Here is a 14,553-nt window from a genome sequence, read left to right on the forward strand (position 1 = left end):
ATGCAATTGGTATTAGATAGCGTCCAATTAATCTAAGGCGATTGATACTAGCTCAGAAAAAATGATATCGAAAGTGAAACTAATTTGAGGTCATAGGCTGTTGGGGGGTAACTATTCTAGCGGTAACCAAACCTGAGCATGTAGTCCGCCTTCACTGCGATTAGTAAGAATGACTTTGCCTTGGTGGCGATCAACAATCCGCTTAATAATCGCTAAGCCTAACCCTGAGCCAACACTGCCGCGTGCAGTATCACCTTGAGTGAAAGGTTCGAACAGTTTAGGGATTTGAGCCTCTTCAATGCCAGGGCCGTTATCTTCAACACTAAAGCCAAGTACTTTACCATTATATTGTGAGCTTATTCTTACCCAGCCATTACCATAGCGATAGGCATTTTCGACCAAATTGCTCAAGATCCGTTTAATGGCGATTCCCTGCATGGGAACGGCTGGGCAATCACTGAGATCCGATTCAATAATTCCTTCACGGTTTGACTCTGCTTGGATCACATCATTGATCAGCTCATTGATCTGCTCAGGTTCACGGGTTCCCTCTTGATCTTGGCGGATGTAAGAGATGAATTGATTAATAATGGCGTCCATATCCTCAATGTCATGCACTATGCCATCTTTAAGATATTGATCTTCTTCGACCATCATCTCCGATGCTAATCGAATGCGAGTCAAAGGGGTTCTTAAGTCGTGGGAAATCCCCGCCATCAACAAGGCTCTATCTTGTTCCAGCTGTTTCATGCCGTGAGACATCTGGTTGAAAGTATTGGTCACTTCAACAATTTCAGTCGAGCCACTCAAGGGCAGGGGATCAGGATAGTCACCGCGAGATACGGCCGTTGCTGCTTTTTGTAAGCGCCTTAGAGGCCGGTTTTGCTGACGCGCAAACCACCAACCGCCAGCAACGCTAAGTGCACCAATTACCATTAAATAGAGGGTCAATGGCGAGAGGTTTTTCTCGTTTAATCCAGCGAGTGGCACTTTAATCCATATTGAGGGGGCTTGCGGTGGACGGATCCAAATTTCAAACTCTTCGCCTTGTGCAATGCGCACTTCAGCTTCACCGCCCAAATATTCAGACATCTGTGACGACAGGAAACCATAATAAGTTGCCCGTTCGATACCAGCTTGGCGTGCATCTTTTTGATTATAAAACTGCATCGCATCGTCACGAACTTTGGCATTGAGCGCATCCACCATGGTTAGGTGTTCACGGCCAACATCTACGCCGTCGACAAAAAGCAGTTTTACTTGGCGAGCAATAAGTTGGTTGATTTGCTGGTAGCTGGGCTTAATAAAATAAACCGCCACCGAGAGATAAGACACCAGTTGATTGGTCAGCAGCAGACAGCCAATTAACATCACTGTTTGACTGAAAGAACTGCGGGGCGTTACGCGGTGCCACCATCTCTTTTTCATATATTACTTTCGTGAAGCGCCATCAGGCACAAACACATAACCTAGGCCCCAAACCGTTTGAATATAACGCGGGTTAGCGGCATCGACTTCAATCAAGCGGCGCAAGCGTGAAACCTGCACATCGATAGAACGTTCCAGTGCGGAATAGTCGCGACCACGGGCAAGGTTCATTAACTTATCGCGTGACAAAGGTTCGCGAGGGTGACTAACAAGTACTTTTAATACTGCAAATTCACCACTTGTGAGCGCAATCGCTTCTTCGCCATGATGCATTTCACGCGTAGCGAGATTAAGCGAGAATTCACCAAAGGTTATCTCCTCCTCCTGCTGTGTCGGTGCTCCTGGCACATCAGGAGTTTGACGACGCATTACCGCTTTAATTCGCGCCAGTAGCTCTCGCGGGTTAAACGGTTTTGGCAGGTAATCATCGGCACCGAGTTCAAGACCGATAATTCTATCGACTTCATCACCTTTAGCCGTCAGCATGACAATCGGGATAGGGTTACCGACTTGGCGTAGTCGGCGGCATATTGAAAGGCCATCTTCACCAGGTAGCATTAAGTCTAATACTAACAGGTGGAAGTTTTCACGCTCCAATAAGCGATCCATCTGTTCCGCATTGGCTGCACTGCGGACTTGATAACCTTGCTCCATCAAGTAACGCTCCAATAAGGCGCGTAGCCTCATATCATCGTCGACCACGAGAATTTTTGAGGTTTCTTGTCCCATGCGTAGGATCCTTTTTGCTAGGAAGCCAAGTAGGTATTAGGCAACTGGCTGATATTGAAAATGAATTAGCTTAATATAGCCGCTTTAACATGTTGATGACTAGCCGCTAATGAGTAAAAGCTAGCTTTAACGGCATTAATGAGTATTTGTTTTATGATTAGGTTATTGAAAAGTAGTGCAATAATCATCATTCTAACGCTGTTTGTAAATTGTAACTAAATTGAACAAACTGTTATTTACCGCACTGTTAGTTAAAAAGCATATTTTCCCCTAGCGCGAAAATACAGTGATAGCACTAAAATATGCTATGATTTTTGGCCACAGATTATCATTTCCTTCTAAAAAGTAGTCCGTATGAGAACGAATATCGTCACCCGTGAAGGTTTCGACAAATTGCAAAAAGAGCTTAATTACTTATGGCGTGAGCACCGACCTGAAATCACTAAAATTGTCAGCTGGGCTGCTAGTTTAGGAGATAGAAGCGAAAATGCTGACTAGAGATTAGTACCATCGCTCTAATACTAAGTGGGTTCAACCTTCTGATTTTAAACGTGTAATAAATAATATTGTACTTTTTGTTGTGTACTATCTTTATCGGACACCGATTCAACCAATAGTTAAAAGCAATTTTTTCATACTCTTTTTTTACACTAACGCCCTCCAAACTAATCGCTTATTTTCAGTTTATCCTTTCACCTTTGCGTTTTTCACTTGAAGTGTTTGCCTTATATTTAACTATGGGTATATTCTTGCCGTGCGGCTGTTAATTGAACGCATATAACTGATTAAAGTAATAAGAAATTCTTCTTTAAAGCTCTCCCTTTTGCACATAAGGAAAAATAATGGAATATTTTATAGGAGCTATTGTTCTCTATATTTTGTATCGATGGATATCAGGGGATTCGAAGTCTAATACGGCTAATAAATCAAAAACTAGAAATGTACCGTCTCAAACATCAAGGCATAGAACTAGTTCCTCTACTTCATCTAGCGTGAGTACATCATCAGTTTCTTCATTTGACAGCAGTGACGATGACGAATTTGCAACTTTCACGATCGAGACAAATTTTGGTTATGAATCAGAAAAATCATCGAATAAGCAAAAGGGGCGATGGGTTGGAGAAAGTGAACAGTTAACTATTAATGGTCGAAAACTCAAAAGTGGTCTTTTCTACTTTGGTGGAGTAATGGACTCTCTTGATGGATACGGAATAGAACCATCGTTAGTTGATGAAAAGAGACCTGTATCTAAGCCTTCTTTAAATGAAAATGCAGAAACACAATCTGATGAATCCTTAGGATATTGGCCAAGCTATGCATCACTATCGCAAGGTTGTAGAGGAGCATATCTCGATTGGTTAGCTTCAGAGCGCTCAAATCCCAATATACCAATTGGATATGTTTTCATTTATTTCTACGGCTTTGAACGAAGAATCATAGAAAACAAAGCTACCTCTGATATATCTGATCCAGAGTTCATAGCTATCTTCGACGAGGTTCTACGCTTAAATAAAGTATTTAGTGCCAACCGTTCATTTAATAGATATTCATCTGACTTTCTAGAATTGATGACTCTGTTCAGGCCTTCTTTACTTGAGTATCGGATGGACGAAATACCCGATACGAATAATGCTTTATCATTCAAAATTAAACTAGCTAATACAGTTGTTAATGACCAGATAGTTGGAGTTAAATTAGCTCTAGCTTGGTTGAAAAATACTTTTGAGTATTCTCTCAAAATGCCAGCTAGAAGGTGCGAAGAAGAATTTAGAACACTTTTTGAAATCCGTTTTTCGCAAAAGTTTGGTGAAGGTATATCTGTTAAGCCTAATAAAACGAAGCTGCGTCTTTCCTATAATGCCGCAAGTAATGGCATTCATGGGGTTGATTTAGCTGTTGAGGAATTACCAGATCCGAGCATTCTAAAAGGACCCATTAAGAAACTCATTCCCATTGCAGAAGCTTGTACCGAGGAGCTGGCAAGTTACAGCAGATACCTGGGTAAGGCTGATACTTCTAAAAATGATATTGCAGCGTTAATGCTATTGCCTAAAGAGTTGGTAAATGAGTCAAATTCCCCTGTTATTGGAGAATTTAAAAAGTGGGCTGAACAAGTCATAGAAAACCAAGATGGGCTTACTACTGTTAAAGAGTTTTGGTCCCACACTGGAATGCCATTTCCGAAGGCCATAAATAAAAAAGAGCACGAGTTACTAACCAATCTAGCGACCAAAGCTAATATAGGAATAGCCCCAGATCAACGCTTTCATCAAGCAAAGGTTAAAGCTGATGGCAATATTGTACTGTTCACACCTGCTCATGGTGAGTTCTTTGAACCAAGCCAAGCATTCAATCAAGTTAGCTTAGCTATGAGGCTTGGCGCAATGGTAGCAACAATCGATGGCTACGTTGATCAACAAGAGAAACTAGTACTGCAAAGGCTGGTAGATCAAGATGAAAATATGAGCCCATCAGAAAAAAACTCACTCAAAGCCTATTTGATCTGGAGATTAAATAGCCCAGCAAATACTGCTGGATTGAAAGCAAGAATTGAAAAGCTTAAAACTAATGAAATTGAGTTTCTAAAAAAGTTCATGATTTCCATAGCACTAGCTGATGGGAAAGTAGATTCATCAGAAATAAAACAAATCGAAAAACTTTACACTTCACTTGGTTTGGATCGGTCTCTTGTTTCCAGTGATATCCATCATTTTACTTCCTCGAATAGCCGTACTTTTACTCGTTCGGAAAGCACCGATACTAGCGGCAATACATTTAAATTGGATGAAGGCATTTTAGCTATGCATGAAAGTGAAACGAGTGACGCCAAGACCATGTTGGAAAGTATTTTTGCAGTTGATGATGAACCTGAAATAGAGGTTATAAGAGAGCAATCAGAGCCTGATGGATTGGACCATGCTCATAAAGAGTTGTTCGACACATTGCTCAGTAAAGAAACATGGTCGCGTAATGAAGTTAATGAATTTTGTGGCAAGCTTAGCCTCATGGTCGATGGTGCGATAGAAACCATCAATGACTGGGCTTATGAAAAAGTAGATGCTCCTGTATTGGATGATGATGGTGACATCTATGTCGATCTTGAAATTGTTGAAGAGCTAAAAGGATAAATGATGATTGCTAAAAAAATACGGTCTAAAGAAAGAGATGCAATTATCCAGTCTTTAAAGTCAGGAGTGACGCCAAAAGTAGGGATCCAACACATTCAAGTGGGTCGAGTAAAAGAGTTAAAAGCACTGATTCAAGATATTGAACGTGTCACAGATGGTGGCTCTGCTTTTAGACTCATTATTGGTGAGTATGGTTCGGGAAAAACATTTTTCTTGAGTGTTGTAAGATCTATCGCTCTTGAAAGAAAATTGGTAACCGTTAACGCTGACCTATCACCGGATCGCCGCATTCATGCTTCATCAGGTCAAGCTCGTAATCTTTACTCTGAGTTAATGCGTAATATGTCGACACGAAATAAGTCTGACGGTAACGCTCTAACAAGTGTCGTTGAAAAATTTATTACTGAAGCTAGAAAAGAAGCTGATGCATCAAATAAAGAAATAACCGTAGTTATTCATGAGCGCCTTTCGTCTTTATCAGAGTTAGTTGGTGGATACGACTTTGCCAAAGTTATCGAAGCTTATTGGCTGGGTCATGAGCAAGATAATGATGACTTAAAAAGTCATGCGATCAAGTGGCTTAGAGCAGAGTATTCAACGAAGACAGATGCTCGTAAAGACTTAGGTGTCAGAAGCATAATTACGGATGCATCCTTTTACGACTCTCTAAAACTGTTAAGTCTATTTGTTCGGCAAGCTGGTTACCAAGGCTTGATAGTTAACCTTGATGAATTGGTTAATTTGTACAAACTACATAGCACTCAAGCAAGAACGTCTAATTACGAGCAAATTCTAAGAATGCTTAATGATTGTTTACAGGGATCAGCGGAGCACCTTGGTTTTCTATTAGGTGGTACGCCGGAGTTTTTATTAGACCCACGAAAGGGGCTATACAGCTATGACGCTCTTCAGTCGCGTCTTGCAGGAAATACTTTTGCTAAGCAAGCTGGTGTAATCGACTACTCCTCACCAGCACTGCACCTGTCTAGCCTGACACCAGAAGAACTTTACATTCTTTTGAAAAATTTGCGGCACGTTTATGCTTCTGGTGATCAATCGCAGTACCTCGTGCCCGATGAGGCGCTTAAATCATTTCTTCACCACTGTAGTCAGACAATTGGGGACGCTTACTTCAGGACTCCTCGTAATACAATAAAAGCATTCTTAGACATGCTTGCGGTAGTTGATCAAAATCCATCTATTGTATGGGACAGTTTAATTTCATCGGTTTCTATTGAAGAAGAAAAACCCTCAGATGTCGAACTTGAGGTCGAAGAGAGCGAAGATGGACTTGCTGACTTTAAACTATGATCGACGAATATAAAAAGCTAGATATCAGGGTTCAACAATGGATCTTTAAGCAAGGCTGGGCAAACTTAAGAGAAATACAATGTTTGTCTATAGATCCGATACTATCTGCCAAAACTGATGTTCTGATCAGTGCTTCAACAGCATCGGGTAAGACTGAAGCTTTTTTTTTACCAGCAATCAGTGCCATAGCAGATCAAAAAGAAGGGGTTGGTATTCTATATATCAGCCCACTAAAAGCCTTAATCAATGATCAGGATAGACGTTTAGAAAGCCTTGCAGATTTACTGGATATGCCTGTTACCCCATGGCACGGTGATAGCCTACAAAGTAGGAAGAATAAATTAAGGCGGTCACCAGCTGGTATTGTACTGATTACCCCTGAATCACTTGAGTCATTGCTTATTCGTGATGCTGGGTGGGTGAAATCTGCATTTTCTAATTTAAAATATATTGTTATTGATGAATTCCATGCCTTTCTTGGTACTGAACGAGGGCATCACTTACTTTCACTGCTTCATCGTTTGGAGCATCTTCTAGGGAGATTAAAGTCACCAATTCCCAGAGCGGCATTGAGTGCAACACTCGGTGAATTGGAAAAAGTGCCATTGTCACTTAGACCAAACCAATCCTTACCGTGCAAAATAATTAAAGATTCGCACTCTACATCGACATTTAAGGTTCAAGTTAAAGGTTATCTAAACTCGGCAAGTGTAGATGATAAGGCTCCTGTAGATGCGGAATACCAAATATGCCAAGATTTGTTCAAATTTTGCCGTGGAGGTAATCATTTAGTCTTTGCAAACAGTCGAAAGCGAACTGAAAGTATTGCCGCAACATTAAGTGATTTCTGTGATCAAAAAGTCGTGCCTAATGAGTTTTTCCCCCATCATGGTTCACTCTCGAAAGAACTTAGGGAAAGCTTGGAAAAGCGACTTCAAAAAGAGCAATTACCTACGACAGCGGTTTGTACAATGACACTAGAATTGGGTATCGATATAGGAAAAGTAAATTCGGTTGTTCAAGTAACCGCACCTCATTCCATTTCTAGTTTAAGGCAACGAATGGGGCGTTCAGGGCGGCGTGGAGGTCCATCTATACTTCGAATGTTGATCGCTGAAGAGGAGTTAACGAAAGATTCTAGTGTTATCGATAAACTCCGGTTGGAGTTAGTGCAATCCCTCGCAATGATCAGATTATTAATTAGCAATAAGTGGTATGAGCCTGCCGATACGTCCCTTTACCATTTTTCAGCGCTTCTGCATCAGACACTTGCAGTAATTGCACAATGGGGTGGTATTAGAGCGGAGCAGTTGTTTAAATTACTTTGTAAAGAAGGTCCTTTTCAGAACGTCGGAGTTGAGAACTTTAAAGCTCTCCTGAGTCATATGGGGAAAACTGAACTAATAACGCAGTTAGGTAGCGGTGAGATTGTTTTAGGGCTATTAGGTGAGCGTATTACAAATCACTATTCATTTTATGCGGTATTCAAAACTCCAGAAGAGTTCAGGGTTATTAGTGGCGTAAATACAATTGGAACCCTGCCTGTTGATTCACTTGTGTTAGTTGGCCAGCATATTATCTTTGCTGGAAAGCGCTGGAGAGTAAAAGACGTCGACACCGACAAAAAAGTTATCTACGTAGAGTTCGCCAAAGGTGGGAAGCCGCCAAAGTTCGGTGGTGGCGGGATGTCAATTCATGACGTCGTGCGCAAAGAAATGTATCGCATGCTTAAAGAAGGCGATTACAGGATATCAGTCGGCGACCAAAAAGTAGATTTTGCAGATCCCCCAGCCAAAGAAATGTTCCATGAAAGTATTGGTTTTTTTAATACCGCAGAACTAGCGAACAGGTCATTGCTACAGGCTGGTAATACAACCTACATATTCACATGGTTGGGAGATAAAATAGTAAATACGATCGTAGCTCTTCTTATTAAGGAAGGCTACGAAGCCGGTGCTTATGCGGGAGTTATTGAGATAGAAAAAACATCCCTTGAAGATGTTAAAGCTACATTGCAAACTTTAGCACAAACCCAATTGCCCAACGAAACAATGCTAGCCGAATCAGTGTTAGAAAAGCAGGTCGAGAAGTTTGATGAGTTCTTGCCAGACGACGTTTTATCTATTGGGTATGGAACCAAAACATTTGACACTAACGGTGCTAAAAAATGGCTTGAGTGGATTTCACTTGAAGCAGATGAGAAGTAAAACTTTTTCTGATTATGATGTTGATTTAAGATAGGATTAATGTGGTTGTACTGAAACATCGATGTCAATAATTAGCCAAATTTCAATACTTAAATAATCTAACGCTCAAAAAGCAACCTGAATAGTTTAATGCCAAATAGAGGATTTAACAGGTAAACATGGGATTGATAATAACTAGTTTTGAAGCAAGATATGGGGATGCTTTTCTTATTGAAGAGCATGTCAGTGGTATAAAGCTTCTAGTTGATTGTGGGTTCAAATTAACCTACCAGCATCACATAAAGAAGAAAATCAATTCAGCCAACTTCATTATTCTAACGCACTCTGATGAGGATCACATCAATGGCGCTTTTCCATTAATTAATGACTACCCTGAAAAATTTGCCTTAGATAAAGTTTACGTAAACTCCCCTGAATCTATACCGATTCCCAGAACTAATGGCGTAATATCTATACGGCAAGCAAAAGATTTAGTTAATTTGCTACAAGACAAAAAATTACCATTTGAGGGTCTAATTCAAGGGCAAACTATTGAGGTCTCTAAAAACCTATCGCTAGATATTATCTCTCCAACTCAAACCGAGCTAGATAATTATTACGAGAAATATAATGACCATCTAGCTACAGTGAAGCAGAATACTAAGGGAACAAGCATATCCCTAAACTCAGTCGCTAAGCCTCTTCTTGAGTGGGCAAAACAACCAGATTCATTCCCTAAAAAAAATGATGATATTGCTAATGCTAGCTCTATTGCTTTCATTCTCAATTTTAGAGATAAAAAAGTACTTTTTTTAGCTGATTCACATCCTGAAGTTATTTCAGACTATCTACTAAAGGAAGGTTTTAACTCTAAACAAAAAGCAGCATTTGACTTTATTAAGTTGTCACACCATGGCAGTGCAAAAAGCATCTCAAAACAGCTACTAAACATGATTAGTTGTAATAACTTTATTATTAGTACAAACGGTGGTAAAGCAAGGAGTAAGCACCCTAGTGTTGAAACTATTGCTAAGCTAGCAGCTTTGGTTGATAGAAATGGCAATGATGAAATTAATTTTTACTTTAATCACTCGATTTCGACTATTGAAACAAGAAATGGACCTTTATTAAGTGCCGAAGAACGTCTTTCATACAAGATAAATTATATAGAACAAAATGAGATTAGACTGTCATGAACCACTTAACATTTCTGCCCAACGTGACTGTTCAAATCTCTAAAGAATCAAACTATCAAGGAAGTGCTGTACTCGTTAAGGTTAAAAATGCATTTTATGTATTAACTTCTGCACACGTCACTTTTGGAGAAAGGTGTGAGCAATATAGCGAGGAACTTAGTTCTTTATTAACTTATGAGTCTGAAAAATTTGGGAATTTAACGTTTATTAGAGAGTTAGGCAATTTCGAAATATATAAGGCTCATGACATCGTTGCTATTGAAGTTGGTGTAAATAGCGATGACTTTCCAGAAGTATTTTTTACTAGTGAGACTAATGAGCCAGCATTGGAGTTTATATTTAGAGGTAGAGGTAAGGTTCAAAGCGGTAAAATTTACTCGGTAATGCCTTGTTATAAAAACGGTACAGCGGGCGCAGATATTCATATCGAGATACCCGAGAAAGACTATACTGATTTTCAAGGCGAATCTGGAGCTGAGGTTTTACAAGGCTTGTCTGGTAGTGGCGTATTTATTCATGATAATGATTCAAGCGAAGCCTTTCTAACTTCAATAGTAAAGTCTGTAAGCGAAGATAATTTCGTTGGTGTTAATTGCACTTGTATATCCTTATTTAAGAAGTACTTAATCCCTGAATTAAATCTAATAGATTACAAGCATCATGGAAATGAAAAAAGCACCAGTTCTCAAAGTAAATTAATTGATTCCGCTACCCAAATAGATGTGGAAGAATTGACTCGTTCAATTTCACAAAACTTGATTTCTCAATTTATGCCTTCTTCATTAGGTAATTCAGATATAGCTGTATCGCATACGTCACCTCTAAGTTCAATTGAAAGTGTTCCGCTTCCTAGAGCAATTGCTTCAAGAAACAAATTAATTGATAGCACTGTATATTCACTTAAAAACAATAATACTGCATGGTTGTATGGAGCGGCTGGTGTTGGAAAAACCGTTGCGGCCAAGATGGCTGCGGAACACCTAGGAGGACTTTGGGTTGGGGCTAATTTAAGAGGGTTAAATTCTCAGGAAGTTTGTCAAATTTTAGCTAGTTCATTACTGAATCTTAATAATCAAGAAGTAACAGGAATCCTGATTGACGATCTTGAATGTGTCTTCACGCCTACTGTTACCGATAAGTTACTTAGCCTTCATCATTATTGTAAAAAAATTAATGTTTTTATACTTTTCACATCATCAAAAGTAACAGATGAAGATTACCTATATTCTGCTGATCTCCCTCAGGAGGTTGAACTAAAAGTTGATGATTTTTCGGAGGCAGATATTAAAGAAATTTTATCTGCTTTGGGTGTGACAGAGGATTATTGGACACAATATATATATATGTCATCAGGTGGAGGACACCCTCAATTAGTTATCGCAATGATTCAAAGTATGAAAAAAAGCAAATGGAGCATTGAAGAATTTCGGACCTTAAACTCTTTGCTGCAAAGAAATGAAACGGTAGAAAAAGTTAAGAAGAAAACAAGGGAACGGTTACTTCATGAACTCCCTGCTAGTGCAAGGGAGATTGTCGAACGAGTATCTTTAATTACAGGTAGATTTAATAGGAATCTGGTTCTTGATTTAGCTTTATTATCTCCTAAAATAGCAGACGCAGGAATTACCTTTGACACCCTTGTAGGGTCTTGGATAGATCAACATGAAATTGATCGCTTTTCTTTATCTCCATTGTTATCAAACTTTGCTACTGCAACCTTAACCAAACAGCAGCAGAAACCAATTCAATGTGAAATTGCGGACTCAATCCTCCGTACAAAAGTAATAGATCCGATTACAATGAATACTGCATTCATAGCTGCATTTGCAGGAGAAAATACTGAAGCGCTTGCACTTCTATGCTTTCCAATTCTTACAACTGAACTTAGTGAACTTCAAATCATCGCCCCACACTTAATGATTTTTACTTTTTTGAGTACAGGCAATTCAATTTATATAAAGGACTCGAATGTAAACATTATGTTGAGAGGGGCCCAGCTAATACTTTTAACGTGTTTTGAAGATAAAAAAGAGCGTTACTTAGAAACGTTTAACCGTTTTGAAATCGAAGCTGATACCTCTGATGCTCAAGAGACTGGCAGCTCGGTATTAGTACGAATAATGATCTACACAAAGCTTTTATTGTCTCAGCCTAAATTTGGAAATTTACCTAACTGGGGTTCAATAGTTATGAAACTTAATGCTTTATTTAAAAATAAAGCACAATTACTTCCTACTTCAATACCTCACAAAGAAATACCGACAGAAATTGATGGTGTATCAGCTATAAGCTTTTTGATTATTAACCAGATCCATCAAATTGAAACAATAGAAGCATTAACCCCATTATTTGAATTTGTTGATACATTGGACTCAGATGCTAGAAAAGAGCTGTTCCAAACTATAGAACAAATTGATTTTGGGGTAGATGTTTTTGTGAGGAGGGCATGGTTACATGAGTATAAAAAAGAAACTATTGATTGCGAAAAGCACTCAGCTATATTCTCTGAACTAGAGCTTTTTGCAAATAAGTGGGAGTATGAGGAACTAGCGTCAGTTTGCGTACAATTCGCCGCTATTATTTGGGATGAATCAGGAGGGCAAAAAGAGAAAGCTCTTGAGCTCATTGATTCAGGCCTCGCGAAGTATGGATATTCAAATTTTTGCTTAATAAGAGCAAAAGCAAAAGTCCTATTTAGGGCCAAAGAATATGGTAAAAGTCTTGCTCTTTCAAATCAACTGATAGACTCAAATGCCCCACTTAATAATGTAGATAAAATATTCTTTTATCGGGATGCCGCTATTTGTGCAGAAAATGAGAGTAGTTACTCATTAGCAAGAAAGTATTATTTACTTGGAGCTTCTGCTAACAGAGGAAGGGAGTTTCTAGATAATAAACCTATGCAAGTAGGTTTGAAAGCTGATGCAGCCTTAGCGAGTTGGCATAGTGGCAATAGAAAAGAGTGCATTCAAGATCTTGCAGAGGTACTGCTTGAACTGAAAGAGATAGACCCTAAAAGCTCGTTACAAGCTGCTCACTGCCATGCAATATCTCGTCACATTTTGTTATGGCTTCAACAAGAAGCAACTAAAATAAAACAATTTGTACCTAACGGTGAAGAGGTCAGTATGTTTCCAGGAATCGTTAGTAACCCTGAACCTAGTGAAGATATAGACAAGCAAAGATTAGCACCTATCGAAATGGCTTGGTACATGTTAGCTTCGATAGAGAGTTATTGCTCATTCGATGTAGGTATATCTTCAAAGCTCTTAGTAATTTTAGGTAATGGTCCAATTGTAGAAGGAGACTTTGTTTTAAGCTCTTCTAGACTTGAAACGGCAATCATAAAACCAAATGGAGAGTTATTAGTTAACGCTTTGAAAAGCTACGTACCACATTTAAGTTATGCTTTTGCTAATGCACGCGATATAAATAAATCAATAGAGATTAATTTCACATATCAAACACTACCAAAAGCAACCAAAGCCGATTTTGAACTTGTTAGTAATATAGTAGAGCAATACTTACTTAGCTTTGTTATCAGTTGTGCACTACAAAATAAGTGGGGGGAAGTCGATAAACTAGTTGAGTATATTTCAACAGAACCTGAAGTCGTTATTAGGACAGAATTAATCAGCATATTAGAAGGTAGTGATATGCATGCAAGTGATGCACTATCTCATAATGCTAAATTATTGATGAGGTTTCGATTTCAGCAATTTAGAACTCCTATAAATCTAATTTTTGGATCATTTTACCGTACTCTAGTCGCCATTCAAATAGGTGTTGATCTAAAGCAATCAGATTTAATCTCTAGGCTGGCTTTTGAGTCATTAAAAGTTAAATGGTTAGCTTTTGGGGGGCAACATAGATATTTACTAAAACAACCTGAACATCACTTTGCTAGCATAAACAAAGCTCTTTCAGTGAAAGATTACTTTTGGCCTGAGAATACTTTGTGCTTAATGAAAGCTATTTTACCTACTTTAGATGTTAGGGATGAGTTGGAAGTTAATAAAACTCTAGATAAATTACTATTAAAGGTTCGAGGCAAAAAGTAAGCGGCCAAAGTAATCATCTAATTTGTTAATTGTCAATCTAAAATATGGTTTAATTACCTATGCTTATGCTAGCCAGAAACACCTTTCTATCAACGACAGCTTTAGCTGTTACTTGCGCAAAATTGTGTTGGTTTTCTAGTTTTCTCTAGGGCAAAGATAAAACTTTGGCTTGCTGAACATAGTAAATCGGTTATTAATAGTGATGACACCACAAATAAGATTTTCGCATCAAAAAGGTGAATTAAAAGTAGATACAACCTTTTCTCTAAAACCACCTAAAATCTCAAAAGATGGTGACTTTAGCCAAGAAACGCTTTTACCGTCAGCTGCGACTAAAGAGAGACAATGTGGTTCTCTCACAAGTGGCGTACTAAGCATAACTTTATGACTATCTTGAGATGGGGAACTTGCTCTTATTATTTTACTTTCTCCCTGCTTAACGGAGACGGTAACAGTATCAGATTCCCTGAATATAACTGGCATATTTGGTATCTCTGTAAGCGTCCGGTAAACC

At 38.9% G+C, this 14,553-nt stretch carries 7 protein-coding genes and 2 pseudogenes; 6 read left to right on the forward strand and 3 right to left on the reverse strand.

The annotated features are described in order from the left end of the window. Positions 1–111: 111 nt before the first annotated feature. Entirely contained in the window at positions 112–1,428 is a 1,317-nt protein-coding gene (envZ, locus tag AB4238_RS08370; protein WP_372032830.1) for a two-component system sensor histidine kinase EnvZ, read from the reverse strand. A gap of 3 nt (positions 1,429–1,431) precedes the next feature. Then, complete coding sequence (gene ompR, locus AB4238_RS08375; RefSeq protein WP_371992471.1) at positions 1,432–2,157, reverse strand: two-component system response regulator OmpR; 726 nt, start codon at positions 2,155–2,157, stop codon at positions 1,432–1,434. A 354-nt stretch (positions 2,158–2,511) separates the two neighbouring features. Here ompR and greB point away from each other — a divergent pair. The 6 genes and pseudogenes from greB to AB4238_RS08405 all read left to right on the forward strand — a co-directional run. Continuing rightward, positions 2,512–2,652: pseudogene (gene greB / locus AB4238_RS08380) on the forward strand (transcription elongation factor GreB); the annotation flags it as partial. Between the two features lie 347 nt (positions 2,653–2,999). Further along, positions 3,000–5,285, forward strand: a complete 2,286-nt coding sequence (locus tag AB4238_RS08385) for a TerB N-terminal domain-containing protein (RefSeq protein ID WP_372032831.1) — start codon at positions 3,000–3,002, stop codon at positions 5,283–5,285. Next, entirely contained in the window at positions 5,286–6,596 is a 1,311-nt protein-coding gene (locus AB4238_RS08390; protein ID WP_372032832.1) for an ATP-binding protein, read from the forward strand. Then, entirely contained in the window at positions 6,593–8,803 is a 2,211-nt protein-coding gene (locus AB4238_RS08395) for a DEAD/DEAH box helicase (RefSeq protein WP_372032833.1), read from the forward strand. Before AB4238_RS08390 ends, AB4238_RS08395 begins: the two co-directional genes overlap by 4 nt. A 158-nt stretch (positions 8,804–8,961) precedes the next feature. Continuing rightward, positions 8,962–9,978 carry a ComEC/Rec2 family competence protein gene (locus AB4238_RS08400; RefSeq protein WP_372032834.1) on the forward strand — a complete coding sequence of 339 codons (1,017 nt, stop codon included), beginning with the start codon at positions 8,962–8,964 and terminating at the stop codon, positions 9,976–9,978. Beyond that, entirely contained in the window at positions 9,975–14,039 is a 4,065-nt protein-coding gene (locus tag AB4238_RS08405) for a hypothetical protein (protein WP_372032837.1), read from the forward strand. Before AB4238_RS08400 ends, AB4238_RS08405 begins: the two co-directional genes overlap by 4 nt. Before the next feature lie 228 nt (positions 14,040–14,267). On the opposite strand, the pseudogene AB4238_RS08410 reads toward AB4238_RS08405, so the two are convergent. Then, positions 14,268–14,553, reverse strand: a pseudogene (locus AB4238_RS08410) (diguanylate cyclase); the annotation flags it as partial.

Source organism: Shewanella sp. 10N.286.45.A1 (assembly GCF_041470405.1).
In the GTDB taxonomy this organism is placed as follows: domain Bacteria; phylum Pseudomonadota; class Gammaproteobacteria; order Enterobacterales; family Shewanellaceae; genus Shewanella.